Source organism: Rhizohabitans arisaemae (assembly GCF_025996515.1).
In the GTDB taxonomy this organism is placed as follows: Bacteria; Actinomycetota; Actinomycetes; order Streptosporangiales; family Streptosporangiaceae; genus Rhizohabitans; species Rhizohabitans arisaemae.
This window is the reverse complement of the sequence record NZ_BLRH01000029.1, coordinates 601944-618197: the sequence shown is the minus strand read 5'-3', so window position 1 is coordinate 618197 and position 16254 is coordinate 601944. Positions and strand designations below refer to the sequence as shown.

Below are 16254 nucleotides of genomic sequence, written 5' to 3'. Positions count from 1 at the left end.
GTCACGCCCGGTGAGCCGGGCGTGACCCGTACCGTGCGAAGATCGTTGATCGGATGGTTGGCCGGGATCGCCGCGGGTAGACGACCCAGGAAGACCGCGGAGGCCAGGGCGCTTTTTCCCCTCCCGTATGGGGGGATGCCGCAGGATCGCCCGATGCCATGGTGCAGGATGGCCTTTGGTTACACCTTGCTCTCAATACGAAACCGAGGAAGGTTATGGGTTCGTACACGCTTCCCGATATGCCCTACGACTACGCCGCTCTGGAGCCCGCCATCACCGGGCAGATCCTGGAGCTGCACCACGCCAAGCACCACGCGGCCTACGTCAAGGGTGCCAACGACACCCTTGAGAAGCTGGCCGAGGCGAGGGACAAGCAGGAGTTCGGCGGCCTGGTCGGTCTGGAGAAGACCTTCGCGTTCAACCTCTCCGGCCACGTGCTGCACACGATCTTCTGGCAGAACCTCTCCCCGGACGGCGGCGACCGCCCCGACGGCGACCTCGCGTCCGCCATCGACGAGCACTTCGGCTCGTTCGACGCCTTCAGCAAGCAGCTCACCACCGCCACCGCGACCGTCCAGGGTTCGGGATGGGGCGTGCTGGCCTGGGAGCCGCTGGGCAAGAGGCTCATCGTCGAGCAGGTCTACGACCACCACGGCAACGTGGGCATGAGCACCACTCCGCTGCTGGTCTTCGACGCGTGGGAGCACGCTTACTACCTGCAGTACAAGAATGTCCGCCCGGACTATGTGCAAAAGCTCTGGGATCTGATCAACTGGAATGACGTCAAGGCCCGCTTCGACGCGGCCCGTGGCGTCAGCTGACGAATCGCGACACGTTCCCGGTCCGCTACTCGATCGGGTACAGACCGGAACGCACCTATAGGTATCCTCACAGCCATGCGTGCCCCGCCCGGATATCTGCTCGCTGCGCGGTATCGGCTCGTTGATCCAGTCGGTCGTGGCGGTATGGGTACTGTCTGGCGGGCGAAAGACGAGTTCCTCGACCGTGATGTCGCGGTCAAGGAGATGCGCCTTCCACTCGTGCTGGACGAGGATCTGCGCAAGGAACTCTGCGCACGGACCGAACGCGAAGGGCGGGCGACCGCTCGGGTCGCCCACCCTTCCGTCATCACGGTCTTCGACGTCGTCCTGGAGGACAACCGTCCCTGGATCGTCATGGAGTTCCTCAAAGCCCGCTCGCTGGAGGAGGTCGTCCGCCAGGACGGCCCGATCCCGGCCCGCCGGGTCGCCGAGATCGGCAGGCAGGTGCTCAGCGCGCTCCGCGCCGCGCACGCGAAGGGGATCCTCCACCGGGACGTGAAGCCGAGCAACGTGCTCCTGGCCGAGCACGACCGCGTCGTCCTCACCGACTTCGGCCTGGCGCTCCTCGAAGGCGACGTCCCGATCACCCAGGCGGGGATCGTCCTCGGCTCCGCCGGCTACATCGCCCCCGAGCGGGTCCTCGGCGCCCAGGCGGGCTCCGCGGCGGACCTGTGGTCCCTCGGTGCCACGCTGTACACGGCGGTGGAGGGTCGCGGGCTGCACGGCCGCCGTACGGCCGCCGCGGCGCTGGCCGCGCTGACCAGCGGGGAGCCCATCCCGATGAGCCTCGCCGGGCCGCTCGCGCCCGTGCTCAACGGACTGCTCCGCATCGACCCGAACACCCGGCTGGACGGGGCCGCCGCGGCCCTGATGCTGGCCCGGGTCGCGGCGGGCCGCGAGGCCGAGGAGCGCCCCGCCTGGGGCCCGTTCCAGGTGCGCCCGCCGTATCCGCAGATCCGTCCGGCACGTGCCGCCGAGACCCCGATCCGCCCGGTCCACGGGTTGTCCCACGGCCCCCACGTGTCCGAGCCCGTCACGGATACCCACCGCCACGGCGACCTCGCGCGAGGACCGCAGCAGTACGGGCCGCCGTCGTACGGGTCGATGGATCCGGGGTCGCAGGCGTACGGGCCGCCTGATCAGGGGTCGCAGGCGTACCGGACGCAGGTTCCCGCCCCCAGGCACCGGGGCGGAGCGCATCGGGCGTCGCCACCGCCCGTGGCGGCCGACGCACCGGCTTTCCCGTGGAACGTCCTGCCCAGGAAGATCAACGAGTCCCGGTGGGGGGTGCCGAGAAGGCTCGCCTCCTCCCGTCCGCCGCGGCCGACCTCCAGGGCCGCGCACCGGAAACCGGAGCCGAAGCCGTCCCGGGACTGGCGGAGGTTCACCTTGATGGCGGGGGTGGTGGTCTCCGCGCTGCTCATGATTTTGATCTTCAGCAACATCGCGCGGGCGAACCGGGCCGTGGACGTCGCGCACTGCGGATCCGGGCACGCGTGCAAGTCAGGGTAAAGCGGGCGTCAAGTCTTGCCGCTATCGTCGAGGCATGCCTGAGAAGCGTTTGCTCGCTGGGCGTTACGAGCTGGTCGATCCCGTGGGCCGAGGCAGTATGGGCACGGTCTGGCGGGCTCGCGACCAGCTCCTGAACCGTACGGTCGCCGTCAAAGAGGTGACCCTCCCCAAGGGACTCGACCGGGAACAGCAGGTCGAGCTCTGCGAGCGAACCGTCCGCGAGGCACGGGCGGCGGCCCAGGTCCAGCACCCGTCCGTCATCACCGTCTTCGACGTGGTCACCGAGGACGACCGTCCCTGGATCGTCATGGAGCTGGTCGACGCGCGCTCGCTGGAACAGATCATCGAGCAGGACGGCCCCCTCTCCCCCCGGGTCGTGGCGGAGATCGGCGAGGACCTGCTCGAGGCGCTCCGGGTCGCGCACGCCAAGGGCGTGCTGCACCGGGACGTCAAGCCGGGCAACGTCCTGCTCACCGAAGGCGGCAGGGTCGTCCTCACCGACTTCGGCATCGCCAAGTTCCACTCCGACCCCGATCTGACCAAGACCGGGATGGTGATCGGCTCCCCCGGTTACACCGCGCCGGAACGGGCGCGCGGTGAGTACACCGGGCCTGAGTCCGACTTCTGGTCGCTCGGCGCGACCCTCTACTTCGCGGTCGAGGGCCGGGCCGCCTTCGAACGCCGCTCCGTCATGGCGACGATCAACGCGCTCCTCCAGGAGGAGGCCGACACGCCGCGCCAGGCCGGGCCGCTCCGCCCGCTGCTGGAAGGGCTGCTCCGCAAGGAGCCGGCCGCCCGGCTCTCGGCCAAGGAAGCGGCCACCCTGCTCCGTTCCGTGGCCCGCGGCGCCACCCCGGAGTCGGCCCCGGCCGCCGAGGTCACGCCTACGCCGGTCCCGGCGCGGCCCGTACCCGAACCGGTGGGCCCGGTCGTCGCCGACCTCCCCGCCACCGGCTCCTACGACAACGCCGCGAACTTCACGTCGGACGCCCCCGTGGCCGGGGACGGCGACCGGCCGGACCTGGACCGCACCCGGGCGATCTCCCGTCCGCCCAGAACCGCTCCGCCGCCACCGGTGGTCCCCTCGCCGATCTGGGGTGCTTCGCCGAACCGTCCCGGATCCCCGGCGGATCTCCCCGCCGCGCCGCCCCCGGCGCCCGGCGTCGCACAGAACCCTTCCCCGGGGTTCACCCCCTCCTTCACCCCCACCTTCACGGCCGGGTCCCCGCCCGGGGCCGCCGCCGGACCCGAGCCCGGGTGGACGCCGGGCGCGGGGTCCCCGCCCGCGTTCCAGCCCGGTGCCGCCGGTCCCGAGCCCGGCCCGTGGACGCCGGGCGCGGGGTCCGCGCCGGCCGACCCGGCGACCACGGTCGTACGGCGGGACGGCGGCGCCTTCCACGACGTCTTCGGATCGTCCTCCCCTCCGCCGCCCCCGGCCAAGACGGGCAAGCAGAAGTCCGGGGCGGGCCTCATCCTCCTGATCTTCGCCGGGGTGATGGGTCTGGTCGTGATCGCCTTCGTGGTGACGAGCGCGCTCAGCGGCTCCGGCCGGGAGAACACCGCGAACCGGGTACCGGCGCCCTCGACCCCGACCGCGAGCGGCTCCGCGCCGACCAAGTCCCCCGAGTCCACTCCCACCGAGCCGCAGCCGACCAAGTCCCCCGCGTCGACCGCCACCAAGCCGGCACCGACGGGGAATCCCGAGGACGGTGTCCCCCAGGGATTCAAGCGGCACAAGGACCCGATGGGGTTCACGATCGACGTGCCCGACACCATGACCCCGGACGGCTCCGGGGACGACGTCGAATTCCGCTCCCCCCACGACGACGGATTCCTCCGCGTCAGCCGGGTCAAGCTGGAGGCGCGGGACCTGGACGCCGCGCTGGCCGAGCTGGAGAAGCGCTACAAGCCGCGCTACCCCGGCTACGAGCGGACCCGGACCGCCGCCCTGAACCCCAACCCCTACCCGGGCACGGACTCACTGGACTGGGAGTTCGTCTACACCGACGGCGGTGAACGTTTCCGCGTGCTCACCAGGATCGTGCTCGCGCCGGGTGAAGGCCCCCACTACGCCCTCTCCTGGACCGCCCCCGAGAGCCGGTGGCAGGCCGGCCCGCTGGACGCCGTGCTCGCCTCGTTCCGCCCCGCCGTGCCCAAGGGCGTCGGCGGGTCCTGAAGACCGCCCGGCGGCACGGGCCCCGCGTTCTCGTGCCGCCGGGTACTTCCCGTCCGCCTCTTGGCAGACTGGACACATGACCACAGAATTCCGTATCGAGTACGACTCCATGGGCGAGGTCCGGGTGCCCGGCCACGCCAAATGGCGGGCTCAGACCCAGCGGGCGGTGGAGAACTTCCCCATCTCCGGACGGGGTCTTGAGCGGGCGCACATCGCCGCGCTGAGCCGGATCAAGGCCGCGTGCGCGAAGGTCAACGGAGAGCTCGGCGTGATCGACACGGAGCTGGCCGCGGCGATCGAGGCCGCGGCGAACGAGATCGTCGCGGGGATCTGGGACGAGCACTTCCCGGTCGACGTGTTCCAGACCGGCTCCGGCACCTCCAGCAACATGAACGCCAACGAGGTGATCGCCACGCTCGCCGCCGAGCGGCTGGGCCGTCCCGTGCACCCCAACGACCACGTCAACGCCTCCCAGTCGTCCAACGACGTCTTCCCGTCCTCGATCCACGTCGCGGCCGTGGTGGCGGTGGCCGAGGACCTCACGCCCGCGCTGGAGCATCTGGCGACCGCGCTGGAGGCCAAGTCGGCCGAGTTCGCCTCCGTCGTCAAGGCCGGGCGCACCCATCTGATGGACGCCGTCCCGGTGACGCTGGGCCAGGAGTTCGGGGGCTACGCGACCCAGGTCGAGCTCGGCATCGAGCGGCTCCAGGCCTCGCTGCCCCGCGTCGCCGAGCTGCCGCTGGGCGGGACCGCCGTGGGGACGGGGCTCAACACCCCGCCGGGCTTCGCCGAGCGGGTCGTCGCCGAGCTGGGGGAGAGCACCGGGCTCCCCTTCACCGAGGCGCGTGACCACTTCGAGGCCCAGGGCGCCAGGGATGCCCTCGTCGAGCTCTCCGGGCAGCTGAAGACGATCGCCGTCGGGCTGAACAAGATCGCCAATGACATCCGGTGGATGGGTTCGGGGCCGCGCGCCGGTCTGGCCGAGATCGTGATCCCCGACCTCCAGCCGGGATCGTCGATCATGCCGGGCAAGGTGAACCCGGTCATCCCCGAGGCGGTCTGCATGGTCGCCGCCCAAGTGATCGGGAACGACGCCTGCGTCACGTTCGCGGGCGCCTCCGGGAACTTCGAGCTCAACGTGATGCTGCCGGTCATCGCCGGGAACCTGCTGGAGTCGATCCGGCTCCTCGCCAGCGTCTCCCGCCTGTTCGCCGACCGCTGTGTCGCCGGTGTCACCGCCAACGTCGAGGAGAACCTGCGGTACGCGGAGTCCTCGCCCGCGATCGTGACGGCGCTCAACCCCTACCTCGGCTACGAGGAGGCCGCCAGGATCGCCAAACAGGCGCTCGCCGAGCGCAAGACGATCCGTGACGTCGTGATCGAGCGAGGGCACGTCGCGAACGGCACGCTCACCGAGGAGCGGCTGGATCGGGTGCTGGACGTCCTGGCGATGACCCGGCCGCCCCGGGCCTGATCCGGATTTCGCGGTGGCGGAGTAAACAGGGAGGCCGGAGATACGTCATTTAACCCAGTTGCGTACGATATCGGAGTAACGGCCGGCCAACGAGAGGTTCACGTGGACGAGCACGTTACACCCGATTCCGACTTCTGGACCCCCACTCCGACGGAGACCGTACGCCGCCTGCTCACCGCGGCGACCGCGGTCATGGCGGAGCGCGGCTACCACGGCACCTCGACGCAGGCGATCATCCGACGCGCGGGGCTCCGCCCGGCCGAGCTCCACGACGCCCAGCCCGCCAAAGCCGCCCTGCTCTACACGATCACCCGATCCGGGCACCTCCACCTGCTGGACGAGGTCCGCCGGGCGGTCGGCGGGGCGATGACGCCCACCGAGTCGATCTGTCTCCTCATCCGGGCGTTCACCGCCTGGCACGCCCGCCACCGCGAGGCCGCACGCGTCATGCAGTACGAACTCGGCTCGCTGTCGCGGGACGAGTACCGGGAGATCACCGCGCTCCGCTGGGAGTTCGAGGCGATGCTGCGAGGACTCCTGGACTGGGGCGTGGCGACCGGGGAATTCGAGATCGACGACCTCGCCGGAACCGCGCTCGCGATCCTGTCCCTCGGCGTCGACGTGGTCCGCTGGTACTCCGACGGCGAGCCCAGGAAACCCGAGGAGATCGGCGAGCTCTACGCCGGCCTGGTGATCCGCATGATCGGCACCCGCCGCCCCACCTTCCGACAACCTCCCTGATCCCGCCATATCCCGAGACCGCCGTGTCCCCACCGCCACACGGCGGTGCTCCCATGCCCGCCGCCCGCGACAAGCGTCCGGTACGACGTCCGCCCCGGTCACGTACCGCCGAACGCCGGAGACGTGGCACGCGGAGCCCGTACCGGCGGTGCGGCGGTCCGGTCACCTGCGGTGGGCGGCGCGCAGGGCTCGTACCAGGCGCAGGACGCGGGGCATCCGCTGGACCACGCCGAGGGAGAGCTCGCCCAGGCGGTGGGCGACACCCGGTGCCGGGGACTCGACGCATACCGTCACCCGCCCCGTCACGGCCACCTGAAGGCCCCAGCGCAGCTCCGTCTCCTCCCCTTCGGCGCAGAGCGCGGCGGTCCAGCTTCCCGGCCCCAGCGAGCCCGCGACCTGGAACATCCCGATCGGCACCTTCGCCATCAGCTGACCCGGCAGCCGCCCCGACGGGCCCGGCTCGACCAGGGCGGGGGCGAGGACCGCGCGGTCCCCGGAGCGCAGCACCAGCTCCACCGCAGGGCCGCCGCTCGGCGGGACGTACGGCACCGGGAGCCCCACGTAGACGTGGCCGTCCCGCCGGGCCACCCGGGTCTCCTCCGAGACCAGGGCGATCGACTCGATGAAGGAGCCCGGTTGCACCCGCAGGCTCAGCGTCCGCTCCGGGGTCCAGTAGGGGACGACGAGACGTTTGGGGTAGCCGGCGAGCGCGCCGGGACGGGTCCGCCCGGCCTGTTCGGAGCCGGGCGGCCCCAGCGGCGCCTGCGCGCCGTACCCACCGCAGCGCATCCGGACGTGGACGTCCCAGGTGCCCTCGGCGAGCGGCCGGCCCAGCCCCGCCGAGCCGACGTCCAGCCGGGCCTGCGCGGTCACCAGGATCCGGCCGGTCTCATCCACCTCGACCTTGCGGATCGCGGGCAGGAAGTACTCCTCCCGATCCTCCCGCCCCTGGACGAAGACGTCGAGCCGGGTGGCCTCCACCGCGTCGGTGACGTCCAGCGCCTCCACCGACTCCACCGGCGGGCGGAGCAGGAGCCGGTCGCCCTCCCGGGTCAGCCGTACGCTCTCGCCCCCCGGATAGACGAGCTCCGCGGTGAGGTCCATCACCACCACCCCGGCGTCCCAGGACAGGTCCTGTACGGCGCAGCGCAGGCCCATCGGGTGCTCGGCCCGGGCCAGCTCCGCGAGCGTGGCCAGATGCCCCTCCCTGGTGAGGGTCGCCCGGTTTCTGAGCGCGAGGGGAAGGTATCTGTCGACGTCGACGGGGAACCGCTCCAGCGACTCGCCGCGCCGCAGCGCGACCCGCTGCCAGTGTGCGTAGAGGCGGTCGCGCTGGGGGCCGGGCTCGGTGCAGGCGTCGATCACGTCCAGGACCGCGTCGATCTCGGTCAGCCCCGGCCTGGCGTCGCCCCGCTCGCAGCAGAGGTAGTCGGCGAGCACGCTGACCACTTTGGCCTTGAGGTACGCCTCCAGGACGAAGACCTGCTCCCCGCCCCGCTCGGTGAACTCGATCCCCTCGGCCCGCAGAAAGCCGCGGCGGAAGAGCTTGCGCGCGGTGAGGTCCTGCAGCAGGTGGTCGCGGAGGATGTCGGCGCGCTCCCGGTTCTTGCGGAAGACCTCCCGGGGCCGCCCGGCGCTGGAGACCTTGCCCACCAGGACGTCCGCGTCCCCGGCGGTCGCCACCGCGTGCATCCGCCGCAGGGCGTCGGGCCGGAGCCGGTCCTCCCCGTCGATCAGGTAGACGTACTCGCCCTCGGCCTCGGCGATCCCCAGGTTCCAGCACCGCCCCGGGTCGACCTCGGGCTCCACCCGGAACAGGCGGACGTTGGGGCTCGTCGCGACGACGGCGTCCAGATGCTCGGCCGTCCCGTCCACCGAGCCCCGATCGATGAAGACCACGTCGTAATCGATCGCCCGCATCGACTGTTCCTGCAGCGATCGCACGCAGGCCTGCCCGGCGGGACCGGGGTCACGCGCTGCCACGATCACGGTGAGCTTCACACCCATGCGCCCAGAGTGGGGCTAGAAGGCGAGCCGATCAGCCGTCTTGCCGAAAACTGAACGAGTTCGCACCGGGAAATAGACCGGTGGTCAGTACCAGTTCTTGCTCAGGAAGAAGCCCCACGCCTTGCACGGGCTCCCGTAGCGCCCCTTGATGTACCCGAGCCCCCACTTGATCTGCGTGGCGGGGTTGGTCATCCAGTCGGCGCCCGCGCTGGCCATCTTCCGGCCGGGCAGCGCCTGGGGGATGCCGTACGCCCCGCTGTACCGGTTCTGGGCGCGGTGGTTCCACCCGCTCTCCTTGGTCCAGAGCTTCTCCAGGCAGCCCCATTCGCCGTCCCAGCCCTGGGCGGCGTTCATCGCCTTGCCGATCCCCTTGTTGCTGCCGGGGTCCGGCGGCGGGCCGGGCGGGACGTTGGGGATGGGGAAGCCGCTCTCCCCCTCCTTCTTGGGCGGCTCCGGACGGTCGACGAGGTCGAAGGGTCGCTGGTCCCGGCCGCTCTTCAGCTGGTCGGCGCGGTACGCCTGCACCGCCGCGGCCTTGAGGGTGTCGATCTTGGGGTCCGCGGAGAACGGATCGTCGAGGATCCGCGCCATGTCCTCGGGGGTGAAGGCCAGCTCTTTGGTCGGCGGCCGGTTCTCGTTCTCGATCGCGGTGATCGTGGTGACCACGGCGAGGGCGGCGACCCCCGCCAGACCGAGCCCCATCGAGATCTTGCGGGCCATGGACCAGCCGGGTTTCCGCACCACCGGATACCCGTGGTCCTCGCCTCTCCTGGATTCCTGCCGTCGACGTGCGCTCACGCCCCCTGAGCTTGCTGCAACCAGGGGGGTGGTTCGCAACCGAATCTTGGGATTCGCTTGGTTGCCAGCGGAAGGTGGCTAGACCGGCTGATGGACCAAGAGCCCTGCTACGTGGGGTTTAATCCCCCAACGCCGCTCGGTTGTGATTTTCCTCACACTTCACAGATTTCTCACGAAATATCGGAGAATACGGGGCTTGTCGGGCCGCTGTCGTGGTGGCGGCGGCCCGACAGCCGGCGCCTCAGAGGGTGAGATCCTCCAGCATCTCGGTCACCAGGGCCGCGATCGGCGAACGCTCCGACCGGGTGAGCGTGACATGCGCGAAGAGCGGATGGCCCTTGAGCTTCTCCACCACGGCGACCACCCCGTCGTGCCGCCCGACCCGGAGGTTGTCGCGCTGGGCGATGTCATGGGTGAGGACGACCCGGGAGTTCGCCCCGATCCTGGAGAGAACGGTCAGCAGCACCCCGCGCTCCAGCGACTGCGCCTCGTCCACGATGACGAACGCGTCGTGGAGGGAGCGTCCGCGGATGTGGGTGAGCGGGAGCACCTCCAGCATCCCGCGGTCCAGGACCTCCTCGATGACCTCGGGCGAGGTCACCGCGCCGAGCGTGTCGAAGACCGCCTGGGACCACGGGCTCATCTTGTCGTTCTCCGAGCCGGGCAGGTAGCCGAGGTCTTGCCCGCCGACCGCGTACAGCGGCCGGAAGACGACGACCTTGCGGTGCCTCCGGCGTTCGAGCACCGCCTCCAGACCGGCGCAGAGGGCGAGGGCGGACTTACCGGTGCCCGCGCGTCCTCCCATCGACACGATCCCCACCTCGGGGTCCATGAGCAGGTCCAGGGCGATCCGCTGCTCGGCCGAGCGGCCGTGCAGCCCGAAGATCTCGCGATCGCCCCGCACCAGCCGTACGGACTTGTCGGGCATCACCCGGCCCAGCGCGGAACCCCGGCTGGACAGCAGGCGCAGGCCGGTGTGGCAGGGGAGGTCACGTGCCTCGTCCAGTTCGGCGGAACCGGACTCGAACAGGGTCTCGATGTCCTCGGCGGAGACGTTGAGCTCGGCCATGCCCGTCCACCCGGACTCCACGACGAGCTCGGCCCGGTACTCCTCGGCCGTCAGGCCGATCGAGGCGGCCTTCACCCGCATCGGGAGATCCTTGGAGACGAGGACGACATCGGATCCCTCCGCGGCGAGCGCGCGCGCCACCGTGAGGATTCTGGTGTCGTTGTCGCCCAGGCGGAACCCCGCCGGAAGGATCGACGGGTCGCTGTGGTTGAGCTCGACCCTGATCAATCCCTGTCCGATGGAGATGAACTCATCCAGACGCCCGTGTTCCAGCCGCAGATCGTCGAGGTACCGGAGCGCCTTTCTGGCGAAGTAGCCAAGCTCAGGATGGTGACGCTTCGCCTCCAGCTCGGTGATGACGACGATCGGGACGACGACCTCGTGTTCGGCGAAGCGGGTCAGCGCCGCCGGGTCCGCGAGCAGGACCGAGGTATCGAGGACGTAGGTGCGCCGCTTGACGGAGCGGCGGCGGGACGGACGGGACGACGAGGATGTGGCCACGCGTTCTCCCCCGGGCGCCAGGGGTGGGCGCCCTGCACTGGCTGGTGGTGAACGAACCGGATCGGGCCCCGCCGAAACGGAGACCGGGATCCGGACTCCATCCCAGCGTGTCAAGCTGTGCTCTCAGCGCGCGCCTCCGGCACGTCAAGGGCGGGCCCTCTCCCAGGTGCGGCGGTCTGGTACCTCCAGATGTCCGCCTGACACCTACGGTACGTCCTATTTTCCCATTCCCATAGTTCTCATACCTGACCGAAAGTCGGTGTTCATCTTCCGGTTGAGAACCATGGACGGGACTAGTAGCCGTACCGTCGGTGCCGCGCGGCGTACGAGCGGATCGCCCGCAAGAAGTCGACCTTCCGGAAAGCAGGCCAGTAGGCCTCACAGAAGTAGAACTCGGAGTGGGCGCTCTGCCAGAGCAGGAATCCGGAGAGCCGCTGCTCGCCCGACGTGCGGATGACGAGATCCGGGTCGGGCTGACCGCGCGTGTAGAGATGCTCGGCGATGTGCTCGACATCGAGGACCTCCACGAGTTCCTCGATACTCGCGCCCTTGCTGGCGTGCTCCGTGAGGAGGGAGCGCACCGCATCAGCGATCTCACGCCTACCTCCATACCCAACCGCAACGTTCACAATCAGACCGGTTCGGTGGGATGTGACCTCTTTGGCCTCTTTAAGCACATGTGCGGTGTGGTCGGGCAGAAGATCCAGCGCACCCACCGGCTTGACGTGCCAGCCCTCCTCCACCAGCTGCTGGACCAGGTCCTCGATGACCGCGAGGAGCGGCTCCAGCTCCTCCTTGGGCCGGGAGAGGTTGTCGGTGGAGAGCAGCCAGAGGGTGACCAGCTCCACCCCGGTCTCCTTGCACCACCCCACCAGCTCGGTGATCTTGTCGGCGCCCTTGCGGTAGCCACGTTTGACGTCCCGCATGCCCATGCCGCGGGCCCAGCGCCGGTTCCCGTCCACGATGACACCGACGTGCCGCGGAATCTGATCTGGAGAAAGGCTCGCCTCGATCCGGCGTTCGTAGAGCCGGTAAACGAGATCACGCATGCCCATACCTATGGAGCCCCTTCCTCGCCTGGCATGCAATTATCGCCCGCCCGGCCGAGTCGGCGCCGCCGGAATGCCGGAGCCGTTCGGTGCGCAAACCATGGAACCGCCTCCAAGCAGGCATTCCGCCTCAGTCGCCATCTCACGGAGAAAACTCTCCAACTGGGACGACGTCAGAATCGCCCGGACCCCGACCCCGGCGGCCCCCCACGCCTCGACGAACGCGTGCCGGCTCAGCCGCCACGCGCCGCCCGTCCCGGGCCCGGCGATCCAGCACGCCTTGGTGCGGAGGCGGCAGCGGAGCTCGCCCTCGCCCGGCCGATCGAAGCGATCCCGACGCCGGAACGCGAACAACTCACCGTTCCCCGGGTCCGGGAATCGGTCGTCCGGATCCGCCCATCGCTGCCCGGCGTCGCTCCGGGCCGCCCGCACCTCGCAGGCGACCGCGGCGAGGGACCAACCGCAGCACACGCCGATCGCGCCGTACGGCTCGCCGTCGCGGGTCAGCTCTAGGGTGACCTCGTAGGCCACGCCCATGCGATCACGGCAAGCCACCGGCGTGACGGTCAATTGCGAACCATCCACGCAATGCAGTCTTGCCACGTCAAAGAGGGTATCCCCTGCCCGACCTGGCAAAACATACCTTCACCCTACCCGGCCCCGACGCAGCCGGCGCTTCCACCACCGGGGGCGCGCCTCCTCCGCCGGCGCCGGTGCGCGCTCGGGCAGCCGCCCCGCCGCCTCCAGCCACGCCGTGAACGCCCGGGCGTCCGCCGCCGACCCGCCGGCAGGCTTGGGCCGCCCGTCCGCATACCCGGCGAACAACGGGACGAACTCCCCGTCCAGCGCGTGCACCAGCAGCGGCGCGGCCCGCGCCACCAGACCACGGCGTTTGGCGATCAGACTGTCCCGCTGCACCCGCAGCCGCACCGGATCGAACCCTTCGGGCGGCGGACCGCCCGCCACCAGCGCCGTCAGCAGCTCCGCCTGACGCGCCGCCAGCCGCTCCCGCGCCGAGCCCGCCCCACCGTCCGTCACGGCCGCCCCTCCTCACTCACACCGACTCCGCCGTACCGCCCGGGACAAACCGCCGATGCCGTACGGCGCGCAGCGCGCGGTCAGCCGACACGGGCCCGCCCGGTCGTCTCGCGGATCCGGCCCAGCTCGGCGGCGAGCGCCGCGTCGCTCGGGTAGTCGCCGTCCCATTCGAGCAGCACCCCGGGCGGGTCGACCCTCGCGCACAGCTCCGCCAGGACCCCGTGCACCTGCGCGGGGACCGCACGGGTGTGGGTGTCATGCCAGACGCCGTCCTTGGCGTAACCCCCCGCCACGTGCACGTAGGCGAGCGACTCCAGCGGCAGCCCGTCCAGGAAGGCCTCGGGGGAGAGCCCGAAGTTGACCTGGTTGTTGTAGACGTTCGCCACGTCCACCAGCAGCAGCACCCCGGTCCGCGCCACGAGCTCGGCGAGGAACCGCTCCTCGGTCAGCTCGTCGCCCGGCCATTCGAGCAGCGCCGACACGTTCTCCAAGGCGAGCGGGACGGGAAGGGCGGCCTGGGCCCGCGCCACGTTCTCGGCGACCACCTCCAGCGCCTCCCAGGTCCGCGGGACCGGCATGAGGTGCCCCGCATCCAGATCCCCCGCGCGAACGAACGCCACATGCTCGCTCACCAGCGGAGCGTCCACCAGCTCCGCGCACGCCGCCAGATGCTCAAGCCGCTCCGGCCGGGGCGGCTCGGCCCCGCCGAGGCTCAGGCCCACCCCGTGCGGGATCACCGGCATGCCGCGTTCCCGGAGAATCCGCAGCGACTCGGGGAGCCCGTGACGCGGCGCGAGCTGCTCCGCGACGACCTCCACGAAGTCCACCCCGGCCATCCGCTCCACCGTGAGATCGATCTCCGGCCGCCAGCCGATACCGACCCCGAGCCGCGGAATGGACGACATCGCCCTCCCCCTCCCTTTGGTTCAACCTCGTCGTGATGTAGGGGCCCCGCCCGTCAACCGCCACAGCCGCCGCAGCCACCACAGCCGCCACCACCGCCGCAGCCACCGCCGCCGCCACTTCCTCCGCCGCAGCCACCGCAGCCGCCGAAGTCACTTCCGCCGAAGCTCTCCGTGCCCGAGCCGGTCGCCCCGCCGCCGCACCCGCCCGCGGCACAGCCGCCCGAGCCGCTCCTGTCCTGCAGCCCCTCGGCGAGCGCCGGGTCGTCGAGCTCGCTCAGCCCGTACAGCGCCAGCGGTGTCGCGACCGCGAGGACCCCCGCGGCGGCGAGGGCACCGGAACGTTCACCCTTTGGCCGATGGGTGCTCCGCAGATCTTTGAGCAGCCGATGCCCTGTGGTCGTCACCACGTTGGCGGACTGACGCCGCATGTCGGCGCCGAGTTTCCGCCCCACGATCGCGAAGACCACCGAGATCGCTATGGTGACGACGGCGTCCCCCGACCCGGTGAAGAACCGGTAGCCCGACGCCACCGCGATCGCCGACTCCGCCAGCGCGATGGCGACGATCACAAAACGGAGCATGGCGGAGCCGCGCCCTTGGCGGCCGGGGAGCAGCAGACCCAGCGAGACGAGCCGCTGCCGCAGGCCGTTCATCGCGGGGCTGTTCGCCACATAGTTCCGGATCGCCCCGGGGTCCGGACCCCGCCGCATCTCGACGACCTCGAGCACCGTCCGCTCGATGGGGGATTCCGGCGGCGCCTGCTCGCCGACGACCTTGGTGACCCCGGCTCGGGACACCCTGATGTATCCGTCGCCGGAGAGTACGGCGAGCGCCGTGTTCACCACACGGAGCGGGCCCCCCGCGAGGTAGGCGTGGTCGTACCGGTCGAGGGCGGCGGGGTCGAACGCGCTCGGCCGTGTTCTGAACCGTTTGTCCACCCAGCTCACCGCCATGCCCAGCAGGATCAGGACGACGGCGAGCGCGGACGCGGCCACCAACAGCAATGCGTGCACGGATTCACCTCACACCCGAGACTCCCGAACCCGTCATGTGCCCGGATACCGAGCCATGCGGGCTTGCCTTTTCAGCGCCTGCGAAGAATCTCCCACCGGCGCCTGTTTCCGGGCTAACCCGGTCAGCTGCATCCTCCGCCACCGCAACCACCTCCGCAGCCGCCGCTTGAGCTTTCCGAGCCGCCGAAATCGCCACCGCCGGAACCACCCGATCCACCGGAGCTTTGCGAGCCGCCGAAATCCCCGCCGGCGAAGCCACCCGAACCGCCGGAGCCTCCCCAGCCGCTCCCGCCGGCGGGATCCGCCGAGCGCTGGATCTCGGCCGCGAGCGCCGGATCGTCCAGCTCCGTCAGGCCGTACAGCGCGATCGGGGTCGCCAGTGTGATCACGTCCGCATTGCCCGCCAAGGGTGAGCCCCCGCCCGCGGTCGTGCGTGGCCGATGCAGTACGCGAGCGGCTTGGAGCGTCCGCTGCCCCAAGGCGGTCGGCGTCCAGGCCCTGGCCTTTCGGGACCGGGCGAGCGTGACAGCCCCGGCCCCTATCGTGGCCGCTGCGACGAATCGGGTTATGCCGAAGATGAGACCTCCGTCGTAGTCGACGAATACGGCCACGGACGAGAAGAGGCAGGCGAGCAGCACGATCACGGTGACGATGACACGGCGCCCCTGGGCGAGGGCGGGAAAAATCAACTCCCGGTTGACGAGGCCGGTGGCGAGCTTCGCCATCGCCGGACCGTTCGCGACACCCTGCCGTATCCGTGCCGGACCGGTAAAGCGCCGGCTGACGAGCAGCTCGTAGGTGAGCACGTCGAGCACCGCCCGCTCGATGGGATGGTTCGCCCGGGACTGTGCGCCCGCGACCTTGGTCACCTGGCCGCGGGAGACTCGAACGATCTCGTTCACGCTGAGCACCGAGATGGCCGTGTCCACCACCCGGCCGGGCCCCCCGGCCAGGTAGGCGAGCTCATAGTGGTCGAGCCCCTGTCCACCTCGCGAATCGAAGCGCCACTTGTCCTCTAGGATCCTGCCCGCCCACAACACCCCGCCTAAGGCGAGGATCGCGACGATCAACATGATCGTGTTCATGGAACCCTCCATGGACAGTCTGCCCTGACAGCAAAGCGTTTGAGAGGGGTGGAGATGGTATCGAT

The 16254-nt window shown here is 70.5% G+C and carries 14 protein-coding genes; 5 read left to right on the top strand and 9 right to left on the bottom strand.

Going from position 1 to position 16254, the window contains the following annotated elements:
* Positions 1–215: 215 nt before the first annotated feature.
* From RUR_RS14335 to RUR_RS14315, 5 genes are all read left to right on the top strand, one after another.
* A complete protein-coding gene (locus tag RUR_RS14335) occupies positions 216–821 on the top strand; it encodes a superoxide dismutase (protein WP_283135507.1) in 606 nt (201 codons plus the stop codon).
* Positions 822–896: 75 nt separating this feature from the next.
* A complete protein-coding gene (locus RUR_RS14330; protein ID WP_283135506.1) occupies positions 897–2333 on the top strand; it encodes a serine/threonine-protein kinase in 1437 nt (478 codons plus the stop codon).
* 34 nt (positions 2334–2367) lie between these two features.
* Complete coding sequence (locus RUR_RS14325; protein WP_283135505.1) at positions 2368–4509, top strand: serine/threonine-protein kinase; 2142 nt, start codon at positions 2368–2370, stop codon at positions 4507–4509.
* A gap of 76 nt (positions 4510–4585) precedes the next feature.
* Positions 4586–5983 (top strand): class II fumarate hydratase, encoded by a 1398-nt coding sequence (locus tag RUR_RS14320; RefSeq protein ID WP_283135504.1) that lies wholly within the window; start codon positions 4586–4588, stop codon positions 5981–5983.
* Between the two features lie 102 nt (positions 5984–6085).
* Positions 6086–6724 carry a TetR/AcrR family transcriptional regulator gene (locus RUR_RS14315; RefSeq protein WP_283135503.1) on the top strand — a complete coding sequence of 213 codons (639 nt, stop codon included), beginning with the start codon at positions 6086–6088 and terminating at the stop codon, positions 6722–6724.
* A gap of 162 nt (positions 6725–6886) precedes the next feature.
* On the opposite strand, the gene RUR_RS14310 is transcribed toward RUR_RS14315, so the two are convergent.
* From RUR_RS14310 to RUR_RS14270, 9 genes are all read right to left on the bottom strand, one after another.
* Positions 6887–8731 carry a glycosyltransferase family 2 protein gene (locus RUR_RS14310; protein ID WP_283135502.1) on the bottom strand — a complete coding sequence of 615 codons (1845 nt, stop codon included), beginning with the start codon at positions 8729–8731 and terminating at the stop codon, positions 6887–6889.
* A gap of 84 nt (positions 8732–8815) precedes the next feature.
* The gene (locus tag RUR_RS14305) at positions 8816–9529 is read right to left on the bottom strand and encodes an aggregation-promoting factor C-terminal-like domain-containing protein (protein ID WP_283135501.1); all 714 of its coding nucleotides are present in this window, start codon (positions 9527–9529) and stop codon (positions 8816–8818) included.
* Between the two features lie 241 nt (positions 9530–9770).
* Positions 9771–11099, bottom strand: a complete 1329-nt coding sequence (gene phoH2, locus RUR_RS14300) for an RNA 5'-3' helicase PhoH2 (protein ID WP_283135500.1) — start codon at positions 11097–11099, stop codon at positions 9771–9773.
* Between the two features lie 293 nt (positions 11100–11392).
* The gene (locus RUR_RS14295; protein ID WP_283135499.1) at positions 11393–12154 is read right to left on the bottom strand and encodes an isoprenyl transferase; all 762 of its coding nucleotides are present in this window, start codon (positions 12152–12154) and stop codon (positions 11393–11395) included.
* Between the two features lie 33 nt (positions 12155–12187).
* Complete coding sequence (locus RUR_RS14290; protein WP_283135498.1) at positions 12188–12685, bottom strand: hypothetical protein; 498 nt, start codon at positions 12683–12685, stop codon at positions 12188–12190.
* A 108-nt stretch (positions 12686–12793) separates the two neighbouring features.
* Entirely contained in the window at positions 12794–13186 is a 393-nt protein-coding gene (locus RUR_RS14285; RefSeq protein ID WP_283135497.1) for an SCO6045 C-terminal-like domain-containing protein, read from the bottom strand.
* An 80-nt stretch (positions 13187–13266) separates the two neighbouring features.
* On the bottom strand, positions 13267–14091 hold the full coding sequence (locus RUR_RS14280; protein ID WP_283135496.1) for an MbnB/TglH/ChrH family RiPP precursor modification enzyme: 825 nt from the start codon (positions 14089–14091) through the stop codon (positions 13267–13269).
* Between the two features lie 53 nt (positions 14092–14144).
* A complete protein-coding gene (locus RUR_RS14275; protein WP_283135495.1) occupies positions 14145–15104 on the bottom strand; it encodes a TIGR04222 domain-containing membrane protein in 960 nt (319 codons plus the stop codon).
* Between the two features lie 122 nt (positions 15105–15226).
* Positions 15227–16189: a TIGR04222 domain-containing membrane protein gene (locus RUR_RS14270; protein WP_283135494.1), complete on the bottom strand. Its 963-nt coding sequence runs from the start codon at positions 16187–16189 to the stop codon at positions 15227–15229.
* Positions 16190–16254 lie beyond the last annotated feature (65 nt).